This is a genomic window from Actinomyces bouchesdurhonensis (assembly GCF_963540955.1).
Classification (GTDB): Bacteria; Actinomycetota; Actinomycetes; order Actinomycetales; family Actinomycetaceae; genus Pauljensenia; species Pauljensenia bouchesdurhonensis.
This window is the reverse complement of record NZ_CAUTSL010000010.1, coordinates 33,289-52,444: the sequence shown is the minus strand read 5'-3', so window position 1 is coordinate 52,444 and position 19,156 is coordinate 33,289. Positions and strand designations below refer to the sequence as shown.

General features: G+C 64.2%; 17 protein-coding genes. 16 read left to right on the top strand and 1 reads right to left on the bottom strand.

All coding sequences use genetic code 11. The features are described from left to right. From ilvN to RYL44_RS03085, 4 genes are all read left to right on the top strand, one after another. On the top strand, positions 1 to 401 hold a 401-nt coding region (ilvN, locus tag RYL44_RS03100), incomplete at its 5' end, for an acetolactate synthase small subunit (RefSeq protein WP_314975058.1). A 2-nt stretch (positions 402 to 403) separates the two neighbouring features. Continuing rightward, complete coding sequence (ilvC, locus tag RYL44_RS03095; protein ID WP_073983426.1) at positions 404 to 1,429, top strand: ketol-acid reductoisomerase; 1,026 nt, start codon at positions 404 to 406, stop codon at positions 1,427 to 1,429. A gap of 242 nt (positions 1,430 to 1,671) precedes the next feature. Then, a complete protein-coding gene (locus tag RYL44_RS03090) occupies positions 1,672 to 2,934 on the top strand; it encodes a glycosyltransferase (protein ID WP_314975057.1) in 1,263 nt (420 codons plus the stop codon). A gap of 390 nt (positions 2,935 to 3,324) precedes the next feature. Beyond that, positions 3,325 to 4,374 carry a 3-isopropylmalate dehydrogenase gene (locus RYL44_RS03085; RefSeq protein ID WP_314975056.1) on the top strand — a complete coding sequence of 350 codons (1,050 nt, stop codon included), beginning with the start codon at positions 3,325 to 3,327 and terminating at the stop codon, positions 4,372 to 4,374. A gap of 93 nt (positions 4,375 to 4,467) precedes the next feature. Here the strand turns inward: RYL44_RS03085 and RYL44_RS03080 are convergent, their stop codons facing one another. Beyond that, positions 4,468 to 5,472, bottom strand: a complete 1,005-nt coding sequence (locus tag RYL44_RS03080; protein ID WP_314975055.1) for a hypothetical protein — start codon at positions 5,470 to 5,472, stop codon at positions 4,468 to 4,470. Between the two features lie 72 nt (positions 5,473 to 5,544). On the opposite strand from RYL44_RS03080, the gene RYL44_RS03075 reads away from it, so the two are divergent. The 12 genes from RYL44_RS03075 (at position 5,545) to RYL44_RS03020 (ending at position 19,137) form a co-directional block, all read left to right on the top strand. Beyond that, a complete protein-coding gene (locus RYL44_RS03075; RefSeq protein WP_073983430.1) occupies positions 5,545 to 6,015 on the top strand; it encodes a ribosome maturation factor RimP in 471 nt (156 codons plus the stop codon). Between the two features lie 265 nt (positions 6,016 to 6,280). After that, the gene (nusA, locus tag RYL44_RS03070; RefSeq protein ID WP_314975054.1) at positions 6,281 to 7,309 is read left to right on the top strand and encodes a transcription termination factor NusA; all 1,029 of its coding nucleotides are present in this window, start codon (positions 6,281 to 6,283) and stop codon (positions 7,307 to 7,309) included. 44 nt (positions 7,310 to 7,353) lie between these two features. Continuing rightward, positions 7,354 to 7,641, top strand: a complete 288-nt coding sequence (locus RYL44_RS03065; RefSeq protein WP_314975053.1) for a YlxR family protein — start codon at positions 7,354 to 7,356, stop codon at positions 7,639 to 7,641. Between the two features lie 136 nt (positions 7,642 to 7,777). After that, on the top strand, positions 7,778 to 10,711 hold the full coding sequence (infB, locus tag RYL44_RS03060; protein ID WP_314975052.1) for a translation initiation factor IF-2: 2,934 nt from the start codon (positions 7,778 to 7,780) through the stop codon (positions 10,709 to 10,711). Positions 10,712 to 10,807: 96 nt separating this feature from the next. After that, on the top strand, positions 10,808 to 11,257 hold the full coding sequence (gene rbfA / locus RYL44_RS03055; RefSeq protein WP_073983432.1) for a 30S ribosome-binding factor RbfA: 450 nt from the start codon (positions 10,808 to 10,810) through the stop codon (positions 11,255 to 11,257). Positions 11,258 to 11,261: 4 nt separating this feature from the next. Then, a complete protein-coding gene (truB, locus tag RYL44_RS03050; RefSeq protein ID WP_276738506.1) occupies positions 11,262 to 12,305 on the top strand; it encodes a tRNA pseudouridine(55) synthase TruB in 1,044 nt (347 codons plus the stop codon). A 12-nt stretch (positions 12,306 to 12,317) separates the two neighbouring features. Further along, positions 12,318 to 13,307: a bifunctional riboflavin kinase/FAD synthetase gene (locus tag RYL44_RS03045; protein ID WP_276738503.1), complete on the top strand. Its 990-nt coding sequence runs from the start codon at positions 12,318 to 12,320 to the stop codon at positions 13,305 to 13,307. Between the two features lie 242 nt (positions 13,308 to 13,549). Then, the gene (gene rpsO / locus RYL44_RS03040; protein WP_073983435.1) at positions 13,550 to 13,819 is read left to right on the top strand and encodes a 30S ribosomal protein S15; all 270 of its coding nucleotides are present in this window, start codon (positions 13,550 to 13,552) and stop codon (positions 13,817 to 13,819) included. 183 nt (positions 13,820 to 14,002) lie between these two features. Beyond that, positions 14,003 to 16,348, top strand: coding sequence for a polyribonucleotide nucleotidyltransferase (locus RYL44_RS03035; RefSeq protein WP_314975051.1), 2,346 nt, complete (start codon positions 14,003 to 14,005; stop codon positions 16,346 to 16,348). A gap of 132 nt (positions 16,349 to 16,480) precedes the next feature. Further along, positions 16,481 to 17,785 carry a M16 family metallopeptidase gene (locus RYL44_RS03030; RefSeq protein ID WP_314975050.1) on the top strand — a complete coding sequence of 435 codons (1,305 nt, stop codon included), beginning with the start codon at positions 16,481 to 16,483 and terminating at the stop codon, positions 17,783 to 17,785. A gap of 81 nt (positions 17,786 to 17,866) precedes the next feature. Continuing rightward, positions 17,867 to 18,607 (top strand): 4-hydroxy-tetrahydrodipicolinate reductase, encoded by a 741-nt coding sequence (dapB, locus tag RYL44_RS03025; protein ID WP_314975049.1) that lies wholly within the window; start codon positions 17,867 to 17,869, stop codon positions 18,605 to 18,607. After that, complete coding sequence (locus tag RYL44_RS03020; RefSeq protein WP_314975048.1) at positions 18,604 to 19,137, top strand: GNAT family N-acetyltransferase; 534 nt, start codon at positions 18,604 to 18,606, stop codon at positions 19,135 to 19,137. Before dapB ends, RYL44_RS03020 begins: the two co-directional genes overlap by 4 nt. Positions 19,138 to 19,156 lie beyond the last annotated feature (19 nt).

Sequence of the window (19,156 nt, the reverse complement as noted above, 5' to 3'; positions counted from 1 at the left end):
GGGAGACCGAACACCCCGAGATCTCCCGCATGACCATCATCGTGGACGCCGACTCTGCGCCCATCGAACAAGTGGTGAAGCAGCTCAATAAGCTCATCAACGTCCTGAAAGTTGTCGAGCTCGAACCCGAAGACTCCGTCGAACGGCGCCTGCTGCTCATGAAGGTCCAGGCAGACGAAACCCGTCGTACCTCCGTCCTGCAGATCGTGGATCTGTTCCGCGCACACATCGTCGACGTTCAACCTGAGTCGGTCGTCATTGAATCGGTCGGCTCTCTACCCAAACTGGAGGCGCTGCTGCGGGCTTTGGAACCCTACGGCGTCACCGAACTCGTCCAGTCGGGCGCCGTGGCCATTGGTCGCGGATCACGCTCGATCACGGATCAACTGAAGGAGAAATGAAAATGGCAGAGATCATCTACGACGACGGTGCAGACCTGTCGCTGATTCAGTCCAAGAAGGTTGCCGTCATTGGCTACGGCTCGCAGGGACACGCGCACGCGCTCAACCTGAAGGATTCCGGAGTTGACGTGGTCGTCGGCCTGCGCCCTGGCTCCTCTTCGTGGGCCAAGGCTGAGGCCGCTGGCCTGGAGGTCAAGGACGTGGCCGAGGCCGTCGCCGAGGGCGACGTCGTTTCCGTGCTGCTGCCGGACCAGGTTCAGCGTTTCGTCTACGCCGAGCAGATCGCCCCCAACCTGAAGGACGGTGCCGCGCTGCTCTTCGCGCACGGCTTCAACGTTCGTTTCGGTTACATTGATGTCCCCGCCGGCCATGATGTCATCATGGTTGCCCCCAAGGGTCCGGGCCACAAGGTCCGCGAGACCTACGTGCAGGGCAAGGGTACCCCAGACGTCGTCGCTGTCGAGGTGGATGCTTCCGGCAAGGCTTGGGAGCTGGCCCTGTCGTACGCGAAGGGCATTGGCGGTACCCGCGCGGGTGTTATCAAGACGACCTTCACTGAGGAAACTGAGACGGATCTCTTCGGTGAGCAGGCTGTGCTGTGCGGTGGCGTGTCGCACCTGATCCAGGCTGGCTTCGAGACGCTGGTTGAGGCTGGCTACCAGCCCGAGATTGCTTACTTCGAGGTCTGCCACGAGATGAAGCAGATCGTCGACCTGATCAACGAGGGTGGCATCACCAAGCAGCGTTGGTCCTGCTCCGACACGGCTGAATACGGCGACTACGTCTCCGGTCCGCGCGTCATCGGGGAGGCCTCTAAGCAGGCCATGAAGGATATTCTTTCTGACATTCAGGACGGGACTTTCGCCCGCAAGTTCATCGCTGACCAGGATAACGGCGCGCTCGAGTTCAAGGCGCTGCGTGCCGAGGAAGAGTCGCACCCGATTGAGAAGACCGGCCAGAAGCTGCGTAAGGCTTTCGGTTGGGCCGATTCGGATGCGGACTACACTGAGGGCAGCGCCGCGCGCTGATCTTACGCTCCTTTTCGGATAGAGCTGAGCCTCGGCCTCGTTCCTCACGTGGGACGAGGCCGAGGCTGGTTTGTGCGTGCATGGGGAGCGCGTGGATTGCCCGGGGGCGGTGTTTTTCTCGCGGCGATGTTGCCAGGCGCAGTGAACGTGATCGGATGCAGCGCCTGTTCGTTCACTCGAAGCGCGCGTGGCTGACCGTCAGGTAGAGCTATACTGCTGATCAGCCTACTCGGGGAGGGGCAATGGGTAAGCCGCTGAAGATCCTGTTTGTTATCAACGATCTGTATACTCGCGGGAACGGCCTGGCTGCCTCCGCGCGGCGAACGATTGCTCTCCTGCGTGAGCGCGGGCATCACGTTCGTGTCTTGTCGGCTCCTCCCCGCGGTGGCGATGAGTGTGGCATTGGCTTTCCCGACTATCCGCTGCCACCCCTGCGTGTCCCCATTATCGCTTCATTAATCGCCTCGCAGGGATATGCGTTCGCGCGTGTGGACCGAGCCCAGATTAAACGGGCCCTTGATTGGGCAGACGTTGTCCATCTTGAAGAACCTTTTTTCTTGCAGGCAGTTACCGCGCGCTGCGCTCGCAGATGCGGGGTTCCCGCGATGGTGACCTATCATATCCACCCCGAAAACTTGACAGCCTCGGTGTATCTCGATAGATGCGCCCTTCTGAATCGTGTGATCCTTGAGCTGTGGAAGCGCGCGATCTTCAATCGCAGTGACCTCGTTCAGTGTCCCTCGCGCTCCGTTGCAGACCGTGTGGCGACGCTGAATCTTTCTCCACCGCTGCTGTTGCTCTCTAATGGAGTGCCGCCTCAGGGCGAGGAATGCGGCGCGTGTCAGGAGGCGGGGGATTCTTTGACCATTCGTATCCTCGCGGTCGGGAGGTTCTCACGTGAGAAAGACCAAGTAACTATTGTGCGTGCCCTGCGTCACAGTGCTCATGCTTGCTCGATCCAGTTGACCCTTGCGGGGCGGGGGCCGACCGAGCGTTCCCTGCGCGCCCAGGCGTCACGCCTTCTGCGTGACGGTATCATCGCTCATCCCGTCCGCTTCGCGTTCATGAATGCGGATGAGCTTGCGTGCGAGGCGGCGTGCTCTGATCTGTATGTGCACGCGGCCCGAATTGAGGTGGAGGGGTTGAGTGCTCTAGAAGTGCTCCGCCGCGGCGTCGTGCCCATCATCGCGCGCGGACCCCTGACGGCGACCAGTCAATTCGCTCTCAGTGAGGACAGTGTGTACGAGGTAGGTGATGCGCGCGCACTTGCCCGCGCCGTCGACGCGTGGATTGAGCGAGGTGGGGGCGAGCGGCGGCGAGAGGCGCACCGCTATCGGTGTGCGGGGGACATGTATGACATTCGGGCCTGTGTGGATGTCCTGGAGGAGACTTACCGGCGGTTAGTTTCTGCGGGTGTGTCGAATAACAGAGCGCGACGAGAGGAACGCGAACAGCGTGGTGTGACGGTTGATCAGTCGACGAGTAAGTCGACATGTCTCCGATAAGTGACCAGCCAGCATCTCAACGCGAATGATGAATCCAGCGGTGGGTACGATCAGACTCGGTTGCCACGCATTGACGCCGCTCTTCCGCCGGGAAACACCAACGATGGCTTTCTGTCACCCTCTGGCCACGCGTGAACGAACGGCACCGCCTCCCACCTCTTTTCCTCTTCCGCAACGATGCTGACCGGCTGACGCGGCGTTGTCGGATGCTGGTGCTACGTCGCACCCTCCGAGGGTGTCGACCTGACCCGCATGAGACGTGAGGCTGGGGCGGGGAAACATCACCGCCTGCCCGGCCCAGGCCTCGTCTATGGGGCACGTCACGGCGCAAAGGGACCACGGGTTGGAACGAGGCCAACTCGGCGCACGCGAGCAGGGGAAGATGGAGCCATGACACTGAATATCGCAGTAATCCCCGGCGACGGGATCGGCAAGGAAATCGTCCCCGAAGGCCTGAAAGTCCTGGACCGCGTCCTGGCGGATAAGGGCATCGAGTACTCCACGACCCACTTCGACCTGGGAGCAGCGCGCTGGCACGCCACCGGCGATACACTCACCGACGAGGACCTTGAGGCCGTCAAGGCCCACGACGTCATCCTCCTTGGCGCGGTCGGCGACCCCTCCGTGCCCTCCGGCGTCCTCGAACGCGGCCTCCTCCTCAAGCTGCGCTTCGCCCTCGACCACTACGTAAACCTGCGCCCCTCCAAATACTACGAGGGCGTCCCAAGCCCCCTGGCCAACCCCGGCGACATCGACTTCGTTGTCGTGCGCGAGGGCACCGAGGGCCTGTACTGCGGAAACGGCGGCGCCGTGCGCGTCGGCACCCCGCACGAGATCGCCACCGAAGTCAGCGTCAACACCGCCTACGGCGTCGAGCGCGTCGTGCGCTACGCCTTCGAAGCCGCAACCTCGCGCAAGAAACACCTCACCCTGGTCCACAAGCACAACGTGCTGGTCAACGCCGGCCACATGTGGCGCCGCATCGTCGACGAGGTGGGGGAGGAGTACCCGGACGTGGTCGTCGACTACTGCCACATCGACGCCGCCACCATCTACATGGTCACCAACCCCGCGCGCTTCGACGTCATCGTCACCGACAATCTGTTCGGCGACATCCTCACCGACGAGGCCGGGGCGGTCACCGGCGGCATCGGCCTGAGCGCGTCGGGCAACCTCAACCCCTCGCGGGAGTACCCCTCCATGTTTGAACCCGTGCACGGCTCCGCCCCCGACATCGCCGGGCAAGGCAAGGCAGACCCGACCGCAACGATCTCTTCCGTGGCGCTCATGCTTGACTTCATGGGCTACGCGGACGAAGCCCGTCGCGTGCGCGACGCGATCGACGCCGACATGGCTGCGCGTGCCCAGGCCGCGGCGGACGGCAACCCGCTCGTGCGCTCGACCTCCCAGATCGGCGACGACATCGCCGCTCAGCTCTGACATCGGCAGACGACACAACTCAGGGCCGCTCCCCGCCGGGGAGCGGCCCTGTTGTAATCTCCGGGTGGTGTGCGAAGACGCGCGAGGCGCGCCTCAGCGGGTGCCGATGAGTGCGGGCAAGGTCGTGCGAGTCGCCCACTGCTCAATGTCCGCTAGGGCGGCGCTGGCGCCTGCCAGTCGCACCTGCTTGGAGTCGGAAGTCAGCAGAGCTGCATCTGCCGCCAGTAGGTTAGAAGCCAGGGTGGCGGCATCCAGGTCGGGAAGCGCGCAGCGAGGTGTGCGCGTGTCGGCGACGCCAGCCCGCAGGGCGACCTGTGAGCGGGTCAGTAGCTGGCCCGACACATCGTAGGCGTCGTTGAGCGTTCCGGCGCTCACCTGTGCCTTCGGGAGCGTGGAGGCCGTGCAATCCCACACGGCCACGGCCTGGGACAGCTCCGGCGAGGATGCAAGATCCTTGCCCGATGGAGCGAAGGTAGAGGAAATGGTGGTTTCATCGTAGAGATCGATCGACCAGGTTTGAACGCCCCCTCGAGACGCCGTGTTCACGTGATCGTTGACGAGCATTGCCTGCGAATCGCCCGCATCCAGGTTGATGCCGTAAACACCGGCCAGGGTCACAGCGCCCGCGTAGCGTCCGAGCGCGGAGGCCGCCAACGTGCGGGCCTCATCCGTGTCGGAGCGGTCAGGGTCTGCGGCAATCTCCAGATCGCGCGTGGCCGTGCGGGCCAGCCAAGAGACGAAGGCAGACAGGTCAGTGGGAGCCTCGGACACGGGTGCGGGGGCGCTCGCTCCGTCAGGGGTCGCGCCTCCCCATGGGTTCCACAGCCCTCCGAGTGTCTCAAGGCGTTGATCCGACGCTGAGGCGAGCGCACGCAGAGCACTCGAGCATGACGCGCAGTCAGTTGCGGCCTCAGCGAGCTGAGTTGCGCGAGAAGAAGCAGCGGCCTCCGTGCGCGCGGCCTGGTCGCGCACTGCCGCAAACCCCGACAGGGCCGGCAGGGACGACGAGGAGCAGGCGGACAACGCGAACACCATCGCGCCGGCGACAACGACCCCCGTGAAACGAGGTGTGGTTACAGTCAGTCTTGCACAATGCACCCCCGCATCATCCCACACCCCAAGCTAGGATAGGTAACTGACCCGCGTACGCGAGAAGAAAGACAGAGATACATGGGATCGCCCACGACAGACGGAGCACTCGAGGAACTACTGGCTCCAGTGGTGAGCGCCTCGGGACTGGAACTGGATTCGGTAACCCGCACGCGCTCCAACGCGATGCCGCTCCTGCGGGTCGTTGTCGAGGCGCCGATCGGTGCCGAAGGCATTGACTCTGACACCCTTGCGGACGTGTCCCGCGCCATCTCCAAGACCCTGGATGTCGCAGATCCGATCGACGGCGAGTACCTGTTGGAAGTTTCCACTCCCGGAGCCGAGCGCGAACTCACCAAGGTCGGGCATTGGATGCGACAGGTTGGACGTCTCGTGCGTATCAAGCTGCGCGCCGGTGGGTATGTGTCGGGTCGCGTTGTTGCCGCGGACGAGACGAGAGTAACAATCGACGTTGATGGTGAGTCGAGGGTCATTAACTATCAAGACATACGTAAGGCGCGCGCCCGCATCGACTTTGGGTCGGAGAAATAATTGCCCGTCATCTCTTATGCGTGTGGCTGCGTGAAACAGCTAACCGCGTGAGTATGAGCCGTGCTATAGAGTTATCGGTGAGGGGTGGTGCGAAAGGCGGTACAGGGTCCCCGGTCGGACGCACCCCTTAGCGAGGTTACCCCGAGGAAGGTGTGGCGAGACCAGCACAACGACCACCGATGACGATGAATCGACTACCATTGGCTATCAGGACATGAGGAAGGCGCGCTCCCGCGTCGACTCTGGAACGGGGAAGTAGGAGACCATGGAAATCGATATGACCGCTCTGCGGATGGTGGAAAACGAGAAGGGCATCAGCCTCGAAACCCTCGTTGACGCCATCGAAGAGGCGTTGCTTAAGGCGTACCATAACCTGCCCGGAGCTATCTCTCAGGCCCGCATCGAAATCGATAAGAAGACAGGGCGCGTCACCGTCATGGCGATGGATGAGGACGAGGACGGCAACCCCATCGGCGAATTCGATGACACGCCCAAGAACTTCGGACGCATCGCCCAATCCACCGCGCGCTCCGTCATTATGCAGCGCCTGCGCGACGCCGACGACCAGCGTGTCTTCGGTGACTTCGCCGGTCGCGAGGGCCAGATCATCACCGGCACCGTGCAGGCCCCGCGTCCCGGTCGTCCCACGATGGTCCAGGTTTCCGATGACTTCGAGGCAGTTTTGCCTGACGGCGAGAAAGTCCCCGGCGAGTCTTACCGTCACGGTGACCGCATCCGCGCCTACATCGTGGGCGTTGAACGTACCGATCGTGGGCCTCGTATCACCCTCTCGCGCACCCACCCCAACCTCGTCGCCGGCCTCTTCCAACGCGAGGTCCCCGAAATTCAGCAGGGACTCGTCAAGATCAAGGCAATCGCTCGCGAGGCCGGCCACCGCACAAAGATCGCCGTGGCCGCGACCCGTGACGGCATCAATGCCAAGGGAGCTTGCATTGGCCCCATGGGTGCGCGTGTGCGCTCCGTCATGGCGGAACTCGGCGGAGAAAAGATCGACATCGTCGATTACTCTGACGACCCGGCGCGCTTTGTTGCCAACTCGCTGTCTCCGGCGCGTGTGACCCGTGTGGTTGTCCACTCCGTTGACAATCGCACGGCGACCGCGATCGTGCCCGACTTCCAGCTCTCGCTCGCTATTGGTAAGGAAGGACAAAACGCCCGCCTCGCGGCGCGCCTGACCAACTACCACATCGACATTCATTCCGACACGGAAACAGGCGACGACGCGACAGTCTCGCGAGTCTCCACACCCGATGACGTGACAAGTCGCTCATAGATTCTGAGACGAGCAATCCCCTAGCTGGACTAAGCTAAGGGATTGTGTCGTATTCTGTGCCGTCTGAACCCTCCACCGGGCCTCAGCGTACCTGCATTGGATGCGGCGCACACGCGCATCGACACGCACTCGTGCGAATCGTGCGCTCGCCCGACGGTGCGGTTCGTCCCGACCCGACGGCGACTCTTCCAGGCCGAGGAGCATGGATTCACCCTGACGTGGTGTGTATCCAACGCGCCCGAGCCAGACGAGGCCTCGCGAGAGCACTACGCACGGGAAACCTCCCCGAACATGTGTGGGACGAGGTGGAGGAGTTGATCACTACTCACTGATGGCCACGAGCCATCAACGCCGAGATAATGGAAGCGGGTTGGAAGCTGATGGGCACCCGATGAGTACCCAGCGATGAGCTGCCAGCAATATCAGTAAGGCGTCTCCACACCGGAGGCGCTTCCGGAATGGAGAAATGTGGCAAAGTTGCGTGTCCACGAGCTCGCCAAAGAGCTCGGAATCACCAGCAAAGAACTGATGGGTCACCTGAAGGAAGCAGGTGAATTCGTCAAGTCGTCCTCGTCCTCGCTCGAGCCGCCCGTCGTGCGGCAGATGCGCGAGAAGTTCACGGCGGCACCCAAGACAAACAAGAAGGCGGAGAATAAACTCGCCCCCAAGCCGGGCGCGGCTAAGCCGATGCCGAAGAAGCCCGCCGCCGCCAAAGCGCCAGCCGAACAGGCCTCGACCGTGGCTGCCCCCAAGGCTCCCTCCCCCAAGGCTGACATGCCCAAGCCCGGCGCCCCCAAGCCCGGCGCACGCAGGAGCGAGGCGACGTCCAAGCCTCGTGGTAAGAAACCCGAAGGTTCGCCAAAGCCCACCGGTCGCAAGGGCGCAGATGGGTCCGCGCCCAAGCCCGCACCCCGTCGTGGCGACGGATCGCGCCAGGCACGTCCAGGCAGCCCCCGCCCCGGCGGACCGCGCCCCGGTAACAACCCATACGCTTCTTCCCAAGGCATGCCCCGTCCGGGCGGCTCAGGGAACGGCGGCCCACGTCCGGGCGCTCCTCGCCCCGGTGGTTCGGGCAATGGTGGTCCTCGTCCGGGCGCTCCTCGCCCCGGTGGTTCGGGCAATGGTGGTCCTCGTCCGGGCGCTCCTCGCCCCGGTGGTTCGAGCCATGGTGGCCCCCGCCCCGGCGCACCTCGCCCCGGTGGTTCGAGCCATGGTGGCCCCCGCCCCGGCGCACCCCGCCCAGGTGCACCCCGCCCAGGAGGCAACCGTCCCAACCCGGGCATGATGCCCGGGCAAGCGAACTTTGCTCGCAACTCGGCAGCCGGAGCAACCGCTGAGCGCAGCGGTGGCCGCGGTGGTCGCGGTCGCGGCGGCGCCCGTCCAGGTGCTGGTGCGGGCGCAGGTGGCGGCGCAGCGCAGAACAACGGCGGCGGCTTCGGCCCCCGGGGTGGCGGTCGCGGCGGACGTGGCTCCACTCCCGGAGCATTCGGCCGTGGAGGCGGTCGCTCGCAGCGCGGACGCAAGTCGAAGCGCGCGAAGCGTCAAGAGTACGAGCAGCAAAACGCTCCCGTCATCGGCGGCGTCGCGATCCCACGCGGCAACGGCGCGCAGATCCGCATCCGCCAGGGCGCATCTCTGGCCGATCTCGCTGAGAAGATCGACGTCAATCCCGCAGCGCTGGTGACCGTCCTCTTCGCGTTGGGTGAGATGGCCACCGCCACGCAGTCCCTCGACCAGGACACCTTCGAAGCCCTGGGCGCGGAGCTCGGCTACGACGTCAAGGTCGTCTCCCCCGAGGACGAGGACCGCGAACTCCTCGAATCCTTCGACATCGACCTCGAGGCCGAAGAACTCGACGATGCTGAGAACATGGAACCCCGTCCTCCGGTTGTGACTGTCATGGGTCACGTCGATCACGGTAAGACGAAGCTGCTTGACGCTATCCGTCACACCGATGTTGTCGACACCGAGCACGGTGGTATCACACAGCACATCGGTGCCTACCAGGTCAAGGTCACCGCCGAGGATGGAACGCGCCGCCCGATCACCTTCATCGACACGCCCGGTCACGAGGCCTTCACGGCCATGCGTGCCCGCGGTGCCCAGGTCACCGACATCGCGATCCTCGTGGTCGCCGCCGATGACGGCGTCATGCCCCAGACGGTTGAGGCCATCAACCACGCCCAGGCAGCTGACGTGCCGATCGTCGTCGCGGTCAACAAGATCGATAAGGAAGGCGCGAACCCGGATAAGATTCGTTCGCAGCTCACCGAATATGGCCTGGTCGCGGAGGAATACGGTGGCGACGTCATGTTCGTCAACATCTCCGCCAAGCAGCGCACGGGTATCCGCGAGCTGCTCGAAGCGGTCCTGTTGACTGCAGACGCGGCGCTGACTCTTGAAGCCAACCCAAACACGGACGCCCGCGGCGTCGCCATCGAGGCGAACCTCGACAAGGGCCGTGGCGCCGTCGCGACCATGCTGGTCCAGCGCGGCACGCTGCGCGTCGGCGACTCCCTTGTAGTCGGTGCCTCGTATGGCCGTGTGCGCGCCATGTTCGACGACGCCGGAAAGGACGTGTCCGAGGCCGGTCCCTCGATGCCGGTTCAGGTCCTGGGCCTGACCTCCGTTCCGCGTGCAGGTGACTCCTTCTTGGTTGCCGCCGACGACCGTACTGCCCGCCAGATCGCTGACAAGCGTGAGGCCGCCGAGCGCCAAGCCCTGCTGGCAAAGCGCCGCAAGCGTGTCTCCTTGGAGGACTTCGACAAGGTCCTGGCCGAGGGCGAGGTCGACACCCTCAACCTGGTCATCAAGGGCGACGTGTCCGGTGCCGTCGAGGCTCTGGAAGACTCGCTGCTGCGCATTGACGTGGGAGACGAAGTCGCGCTGCGTATTATCCACCGCGGCGTCGGTGCGATCACGCAGAACGACGTCAATCTGGCGACCGTCGACAACGCGGTCATCATCGGCTTCAACGTTCGTCCCGCCGAGCGCGTGGCCGAGATGGCGGACGCCGAGGGCGTTGAGATTAAGTACTACAACGTCATTTACTCCGCGATCGACGACATTGAGGCAGCCCTCAAGGGTATGCTCAAGCCGATCTACGAGGAAGTCCAGCTGGGCACCGCTGAGATTCGACAGGTCTTCCACTCCGGCAGGTTCGGCAACATCGCAGGGTCGCTCGTCCGCTCCGGTACGATCAAGCGTGGCACAAAGGCTCGCCTGGTGCGCGACGGCGTCGTGGTGGCCGACAACCTCGAGATCGCGTCCCTGCGTCGCGAGAAGGACGATGTCACTGAGGTCCGTGAGGGATACGAGTGCGGCATCACCCTGGGTTACAAAGACATCGCTGAGGGCGACGTCATTGAGACCTGGGAGATGCGCGAGAAGGCTCGTGACTGATCGCGTGGATTGAAGTCGGGGTCCGGGCACGCTCGGACCCCGATCTGTCGTATGAAGTGTTTCTACGTGGGCGTATAGGCCCGAAAGGAGGGCGCGATGGCTGATGAGGCCCGCGTTCGTAAGGTGCAGGAGCGAATCCTGCAAACTGTCGCGTCGATGATTGGGCGCCACGTGAAGGATCCTCGCCTGGAGATGGTGACGATCACGGACGTGCGTGTGACGGGTGACCTGCAGCACGCATCTGTTTTCTACACGGTGTTCGGCGATGATGAGCAGCGCGAGAAGGCGGCGCGCGCCTTCACGTCCGCACAGGGTCTGTTCCGTTCGCGCGTCGGCAAGGCCCTGGGGTTGCGTCTGACTCCGACCCTGGAGTTCATTCCTGATGCGCTGCCCGAGAGCGCAGCTGCGCTTGAGGATGCTCTGGCGAAGGCTAAGGCGAAGGACGAAGCCATCGCGGTCGCCTCTGTCGGAGCCGCCTACGCCGGCGAGGAGGACCCTTATCGTCACGACGACGAAGAGGACCAGGCTGAGAAGGATTGGGCCTGACCTCATGGCTCGGCGTCCTGATAATCCCCGCCCCGGCCTCGTTGTTATTGACAAGCCGCAGGGGATCACCAGCCACGACGTGGTCTCTCGCGTGCGACGCCTGGCCCACACTCGCAAGGTGGGGCACGGTGGCACGCTGGACCCGATGGCCACGGGAGTCCTCGTCCTTGGCATCGGCAGGGCGACGAAGCTGCTCACCTGGGTGAGTGGGCACTCGAAGGAATATCGGGCGACGATTCGTTTCGGTGTCGCTACCAACACGGACGATGCCGAGGGTGCGCCCTGTGCGGTACGGGGTTGTGTCTTCCTGACCGAGGCGGACGTTGAGGCGGTGCTAGCGCCCCTGCGCGGGGACATCATGCAGGTGCCGACGACTGTTTCAGCGATCAAGGTGGGCGGTAAGCGAGCCTACGCGCTGGCCCGCGCAGGTGAGGACGTTGAGCTGGCGGCCCGCCCGGTGCGTATTTCGCGCTTGGAAGTCCTCTCGCCCCCGCGCTGTGGCGAGTACGTCGTCGACGAGGCCGGGGTGCAGGAGGGGCGTTCAGTGTGCGCTCCGAGGTTGGTCCCCGTCGTTGACGTTGATGTGGACGTCGAGTGCTCCTCGGGTACCTACGTGCGTGCTCTCGCGCGCGACGCGGGGAAGGCATTGGGGGTTGGCGCTCACCTGAGCGCGTTGCGCCGCACGCGCGTCGGCGACTTTACGCTGGATGAGGCCTTCACCCTGGACGAGCTTGACGCCGTCGTTGAAGAGACGGATGCGGGGGAGGGCGCCCAACCCGTCTTACCGTTGATTCCCCTGGGTCGCGCTGCGCTGGCCATGTTTCCCTCACTGCCCTTGACCGAGGCCGAGGCGGGCGCCTTCGCGCATGGTCAAGCACCCAGGCGCTCGTCCGATGCGCTCACCCAGTGGATGAGCGAGGTCGGCTATGCGGCGCCGAACTTTGCGGAGGGTGAGGCCCCGCCGATTGCTGCCACGTCGGAGTCGGGCGACGTTCTTGGCCTGCTGCGCATCGATGATTTCCGCCTGCGAACCATCCTGGTTTTCTGAGAAAGAGAAACAATGAACGTTTGGCAATCCCTCATCGACATCCCCGGCAACGAGGCCAGTGTCGTGACCATCGGTAACTTCGATGGAATGCACAACGGGCATAAGAAAGTTATCGAGACTTGTGTGGAGCGCGCTCACAAGCTCGGTGTGGACGCCGTTGCCATTACTTTCGATCCGCATCCCATTCAGGTGCACAAGCCCGAGGTGGGCCTCCAGCTCATCTCGCCGCTGCGTGATCGCCTCGATGCCATGGCAGCGGCGGGATTGGACGCAACCCTCGTCGCCCACTACGACAAGAGCGTCTACAGCCTCGAGCCCGACGAGTTCGTCTACGAATTCTTGGTCGAACGCTGCGGTGCGCGCGAGGTCGTCGTCGGTGAGGACTTCCATTTCGGGCGCGGTAACCGTGGCACGATCGACACCTTGCGGGCACTGGGCCGCCAATACGGGTTCGATGTCTTGACCGTCACTGACATTGAGGCTCCCGAAGGTAGGCGTTGGTCCTCCTCGTGGGTGCGCGAACTCCTGGCCGCAGGCGACGTCGCCGGTGCCGCCCGGGTCCTGGGTCACCTCCACCGTATCCGCGGGACTGTGTGTCACGGCTTTAAACGCGGTCGCACACTCGGATTCCCCACAGCGAATCTGTCCGGAGACGTCGAAGGCGTCATTCCCGCCGATGGCGTCTACGCCGGCTGGGTTGTGCGTGCTGTCCCCGGTACCCAATCCGCCGAGTTCCTCCCTGCCGCTATCTCCGTGGGTTCTAACCCCCAGTTCAACGGTGAAGAGCGCACCGTCGAGGCCCACGTCCTGGGGCGATCGGATCTGAACTTGTATGGTGAACGTATTGCGGTCACCTTCGTGTCGCGTATCCGCCCCATGCTCTCTTTCGACACACTTGACGACCTGCTGAGCCAGATGGACGACGACTTGCGTCAGACCGCGTCAGTCCTCGGTATCGGCGTCGCCGGACGCGTCGACCCGGACTCCGTCACCGCATCCTAACGCGCCCCCGACCTCACCTGTCACCCACCCGCTGGGGTGCCCGATTCCACTCACACGTGTACACAGGTGATGGGGGAGGGATGCCTGCCTCTTCCGCGTCCGGCCAAATCGTTAGCTTCGTCGCTCACGAGGGGACGCGCATCCCAGACGTGATACTGTAGAAAAGCCGTAGATCGGCCGCGGATCGTCAGCACCCGGGAGAAGCTCGGATGCCCCGCGCAACGAATACAAAGGAGAAGCCTGTGCCGCTGAGCAAGGACGTCAAGGACCAGATCATCGCCGAGTACGCAACCCACGAGGGCGACACCGGTTCCCCCGAGGTGCAGATTGCGCTGCTGACCCAGCGCATCAAGGACCTGACCGAGCACTTCAAGACCCACACGCACGACCATCACTCCCGTCGTGGCCTGCTGCTGCTGGTTGGCCGTCGCCGCCGCCTGCTGGGTTACCTCGCCGACATCGACATTGAGCGTTACCGTTCGCTCATTGAGCGTCTCGGCCTGCGCCGCTGATTTTGGGCCGGCCCGCCTCCCGTAGCGGAGACGGGCCGGTTTTCACACGCCCGCCTCGGGCAAACCGTTATTTTCGCGCGAAAGCCGCCGGTTTTCGACAGTGGCCTACGGAGCGTTTATCCGTGGGCTTCGATCGAAGGCCGAAGTGGAGCGCGACACCAACAAACCAAGGAGAAACGCCCCATGATGGAAGGCTCCGACATCGTCGCCGCAGAGGCGATTATTGATAACGGTCGTTTCGGTAAGCGCACCGTGCGCTTCGAAACCGGTCGTCTCGCTAAGCAGGCTGCCGGCTCTGCCCTAGCTTACCTGGATGATTCTACGACCGTTTTGTCCGCCACGACGGTGGGCAAGAACCCGAAGGATCAGTTCGACTTCTTCCCGCTAACCGTCGACGTGGAAGAGCGTCAGTACGCCGCCGGTCGCATCCCCGGTTCCTTCTTCCGCCGAGAAGGCCGCGCGGGCACAGAGGCCATCCTGGCTGCCCGCCTCATCGACCGCCCGCTGCGTCCTGGCTTCGTCAAGGGCTTGCGCAACGAGGTCCAGGTCGTCGAGACTGTCCTGACGATCGACCCGGATGACGCCTACGACGTTCTGGCGATTAACGCGGCTTCCATGTCCACCCAGATCGCCGGTCTTCCTTTCACAGGCCCGATCGGAGGCGCGCGCCTGGCACTTATCGACGGCCAGTGGGTTGCTTTCCCGCGCTGGAGTGAACTCGAGCGCTCCGTCTTCAACATCGTCGTCGCGGGCCGTATCGTCACCAAGGCAGATGGCTCCGACGACGTCGCGATCATGATGGTCGAGGCTGGCGGCGGCAAGAACGAGTGGGAACTCATCCAGGCCGGTGCTACCGCCCCCACCGAAGATGTCGTGGCCGACGGCCTCGAGGCCGCCAAGCCTTTCATCAAGGCCCTGTGTGAGGCGCAGATCAAGGTTGCCGAGAGGGCTTCTAAGGAGACCGCTGACTTCCCGCTCTTCCTGGACTACACTGACGAGGAATACGCGGCGGTCGAGGAATTCGCGGCCGAGAAGGTCGCTCAGGCTTTGTTGACTGAGGGTAAGCTCGCCCGTGACGAGGCCGTTGACGCCGTCAAGGAAGAGATGCTCGGTGCCCTGGCCGAGCGATTCCCCGAGTCGGAGAAGGCACTCAAGGCCGCCTTCCGGTCGCTTGAAAAAGCTACGATTCGTAACCGCACCCTGCGCGAAGAGATCCGCATGGATGGTCGTACTCCGCGCCAGATCCGCTCTCTTTCCGCCGAGGTCGAGGTTCTTCCTCGCGTGCACGGCTCCGCCCTCTTCCAGCGTGGTGAGACCCAGATCCTGGGCGTGACCACGCTGGCGATGCTGCGCATGGAACAGCAGATCGACAATCTGTCGCCTGTTAACTCCAAGCGCTACATGCACCAGTACAACTTCCCGCCGTTCTCCACCGGCGAGGTCGGGCGCGTCGGGTCCCCGAAGCGCCGCGAGATCGGTCACGGTGACCTGGCTGAGCGTGCACTGGTGCCGGTCCTGCCTTCGCGTGAGGAGTTCCCCTACGCGATCCGCCAAGTGTCGGAGACCATGGGTTCTAACGGTTCCTCATCGATGGGGTCCGTGTGTGCCTCGACCCTGTCCCTCCTCCAGGCCGGCGTGCCGCTGCGTGCCCCCGTCGCTGGCATCGCGATGGGCCTCATGACCGGCGAGGTCGATGGCCAGTTCAAGGCCGTCACCCTGACCGACATTCTTGGTGCCGAGGACGGCTTCGGCGACATGGACTTCAAGGTTGCCGGCACCCGTGACTTCATCACGGCCCTGCAGCTGGACACTAAGCTCGACGGCATCGACTCCCAGGTGCTGCGCGGCGCGCTGGCCCAGGCCCGCGACGCCCGCCTGGCGATCCTCGATCTGATTGGTCAGGCGATCGATGGGCCGGATGAGATGAGTCCGAACGCTCCTCGTATCATCACCGTCAAGGTTCCCGTCGATAAGATCGGCGAGGTCATCGGCCCCAAGGGCAAGATGATCAACCAGATCCAGGACGAGACCGGCGCTGACGTCACTATCGAGGACGATGGAACCGTCTACATCGCCTCCTCCGACGGCGCCTCCGCTGAGGCCGCGCGCACGATGGTCAACCAGATCGCGAACCCGCAGATGCCTGAGGTCGGCGAGCGCTTCGTCGGCACGGTCGTCAAGACCACCTCTTTCGGCGCTTTCGTGTCGCTGACCCCCGGCAAGGACGGACTCCTACACATTTCGCAGGTCCGTCGCCTTGTGGGTGGCAAGCGCATCGACTCCGTCGATGACGTGCTTCAGGTCGGCCAGCAAGTCGAGGTTGAGATCAACGAGATCGGTGACCGTGGCAAGTTGAGCCTACACGCCGTCATCGATGGCGAGGCCGGTGAACTGGAACTGCCTGAGGGCGAATCCGCTGAGCCGCGCCGCGAGCGTCGCGATCGTTTCGAGCGTCGCGAGCGTCGTCCCCGTACTCGTACTCGTCGTCGCCGCGACGACGAGCGTGAGGAAGGCATTTCTGAGGAGTGAGTAGCTCCCGATAGTCGACACGGTCAGGTGGCCGGGGTAGAGCGTGTGCTCCGCCCCGGCCACCGGCCCATTGACGGTTACACTGTGTACGTTTCGTGCCAAGCCCTGATCAGGGGACGCAAGAGGAGAAAAATGACCCCCAAGCCGTTGCCGCTCGACGAGGCGCGCCTGTCCATCGAGGATGGTGACACCCGTATCGATCGCACCATCCTGGGCGCGGGGACGCGCGTTCTTACCCAGTCAATCCCAGCGACCAAGAGCGCGGGCGTGTCCCTGTGGGTTCCCGTCGGCTCGCGCGATGAGGGGCCGCGGACAGCGGGGTCGACACACTTTCTCGAACACCTGCTCTTTAAGGGGACGAACAAGCGCTCCGCCCTGGACATTGCTGTCGCCTTCGACTCCGTCGGCGGCGAATCGAACGCGGAAACCGCTCGCGAGCACACCGCATACTGGGCGCGCGTGCGCGACGCCGACCTGGACATGGCGATCGAGACGCTGGCCGACATGGTCACCGACTCGCGCCTCGACGACGATGATTTCGCGATGGAGCGCGGTGTCATCCTCGACGAGCTCGCCATGGGGGAGGACTCGCCCACGGAGACCGTCCACGATGCTTTCCAGCTGGCCGTCCATGGCGACCGTCCCATCGGTCGCCCCGTCGGCGGAACACCCCAGGCGATCCGCGAGGTGGGCCGTGCCGACGTGTGGGAACACTACCAGGACCACTACGCGCCGTCCTCGCTCATTGTCGCGGTCGCAGGGCACGTGGACCACGACCAGGTGTGTGAGCGCGTCCAAGCCGCCCTGGAGGCTTCCCCGTGGGACCATGCGAGCGAGGCCGCACCCCGGCCTCGTCGATCGACGCTAGCCACTGCGATCGAGGATCACGAGCGCCACATCACCCGCACGCGTGATGTCACACAGGCGCATGTGCTCATCGGCTGCGAAGGCCTGTCGGCCACCGATCCTCTCAGTCCTACGATGAGCGTCCTGCTGTCGGTCCTGGGCGGATCCATGTCGTCGCGCCTCTTCCAGGAGGTGCGCGAAAAACGCGGCTTGGCATACACCACCTATGCTTTTGACGTCGCCTACTCTGACACCGGTACCTTCGGCATGTACGCGGGGTGCAGCCCCGACAAGGTCACCGACGTCGAAGCCATCATGCGCGCCCAGCTCGAGGACTTGGCCGCGGATGGACCTACCGAGGAGGAGATGACGCGCGTGCGCGGACAGGTGCGCGGCGGCGTCGTTTTGGGTCTGGAAGACAATTGGTCGCGCATGATGCGGCTGGGACGTTCAGAGATCGTCGGACGCTACCGTCCCATCGACGAGTCCCTCGCGGAGTTTGACGCGGTGGACGGCGCCGACGTGCGGGCGCTGGCCGCGTCCCTCCTCGCCAAGCTGGACTGCCGAGCGCTCGTCCTGCCCGCAGAATAAGACAAGCGGTGCGCCCCCCTTCACGCGCACGGCGAGTGGTCTACCGTGAGATCAACAGTGAACGCGCACAAGGAGAGAGTGATGATTCGAGTGGCAGTGACCGGAGCCAAGGGTCGTATGGGGTCAACGGTCGTTGCAGCGGTGAGCGCCGCCCCCGATATGGAGGTTGTCGCCCAACTCGACGCGGGCGACCCGATTACCGCGCAGACCGTATTCGGTGCCCAGGTCGCCGTCGACTTCTCTGTCCCCACCGTGACCGAGGCGAACGTGCATGCGCTCATCGACGCTGGCGTGGACGTCGTCGTAGGAACGACCGGATGGACCGAGGAATCCTACGCGCGCGTGCGCACTCATGCACAAGAAGCGGGTCGCGCGGTCCTGATCGCCCCGAACTTCGCGATGGGTGCCGTTCTAGCTATGAAGTTCGCGGCGATGGCCGCCCCCTATTTCGAATCCGCCGAGGTTATTGAAATGCACCACCCGGGTAAGGTGGATGCCCCTTCGGGTACGGCTGTCGCGACCGCGCGCGGCATCGCTCGCGCTCGGGCCGAGGCGGGCCTGGGGGACATGCCCGACGCTACTGAGACGGACGAGCTGGGCGCTCGCGGCGGGCACGTTGATGGGGTCCCCGTCCACGCCGTGCGTCTGCGCGGCCTGACGGCCTCCGAGGAAATCCTGCTGGGTAACGCGGGCGAACAGCTGGTGATTCGCACCGATTCCTTTGACCGGGTCTCCTTCATGCCCGGTGTGCTCCTCGGCGTGCGTCGCGTCATCGGTCGCACAGGTCTGACGATCGGACTTGACCGGGTCATGGGGCTGTGAGCGTTCTTCCCGATTGCTCGGTGAGGCCCGCACAGCTCGGCGACGAGGAGGTTATCGCGCGTCTACAGGTTCGTGCCTGGCGTGCGCTCATGGGAGATGCAGCCCTCGCATCCCAGGGAATCACCGAGGAGATGGTCGCCCACCAGTGGGAAGTGGCGCTGGGGTCGCCTCGGCCCGAGGGGACTGTCCTCCTCGTCGCCCTGCACGCGCACACGACCGTCGGCTTTGCGTTCGCCGGCCCCGACGAGGCCGGGGCATATGCGGGCGCACCGACCTGTGATGAGCGGGAGAGTGTGCGCGCCACGCAGGTCTACGAACTGGTCGTCGATCCGAGCTTTCGTCGTACCGGACACGCGTCGCGTCTGCTCGCTGCCGTCGCCGACCTGACGAGCGGGCAGCTGCGCGTGTGGGTCGGCGCGGATGACGAGGAACGCCAGCGCTTCTACTCCTCCGCTGGATTTGCCCCATCGGGTGCCGTTCGTACCTTGAGTGATCAGACGCAGCACATGTGGTGGGCTCAGCGCGACTAAGGACCTACCCAGGTGAGGG

What these genes read in the sequence shown, in the direction of transcription:
- truB (WP_276738506.1), top strand. Translation starts at nt 11,262, where the DNA reads ATGGCTCGGCGTCCTGATAATCCCCGCCCCGGCCTCGTTGTTATTGAC.
- nusA (WP_314975054.1), top strand. Translation starts at nt 6,281, where the DNA reads ATGGAAATCGATATGACCGCTCTGCGGATGGTGGAAAACGAGAAGGGC.
- RYL44_RS03045 (WP_276738503.1), top strand. Translation starts at nt 12,318, where the DNA reads ATGAACGTTTGGCAATCCCTCATCGACATCCCCGGCAACGAGGCCAGT.
- RYL44_RS03035 (WP_314975051.1), top strand. Translation starts at nt 14,003, where the DNA reads ATGATGGAAGGCTCCGACATCGTCGCCGCAGAGGCGATTATTGATAAC.
- RYL44_RS03030 (WP_314975050.1), top strand. Translation starts at nt 16,481, where the DNA reads ATGACCCCCAAGCCGTTGCCGCTCGACGAGGCGCGCCTGTCCATCGAG.
- RYL44_RS03090 (WP_314975057.1), top strand. Translation starts at nt 1,672, where the DNA reads ATGGGTAAGCCGCTGAAGATCCTGTTTGTTATCAACGATCTGTATACT.
- ilvC (WP_073983426.1), top strand. Translation starts at nt 404, where the DNA reads ATGGCAGAGATCATCTACGACGACGGTGCAGACCTGTCGCTGATTCAG.
- RYL44_RS03085 (WP_314975056.1), top strand. Translation starts at nt 3,325, where the DNA reads ATGACACTGAATATCGCAGTAATCCCCGGCGACGGGATCGGCAAGGAA.
- RYL44_RS03075 (WP_073983430.1), top strand. Translation starts at nt 5,545, where the DNA reads ATGGGATCGCCCACGACAGACGGAGCACTCGAGGAACTACTGGCTCCA.
- dapB (WP_314975049.1), top strand. Translation starts at nt 17,867, where the DNA reads ATGATTCGAGTGGCAGTGACCGGAGCCAAGGGTCGTATGGGGTCAACG.
- rbfA (WP_073983432.1), top strand. Translation starts at nt 10,808, where the DNA reads ATGGCTGATGAGGCCCGCGTTCGTAAGGTGCAGGAGCGAATCCTGCAA.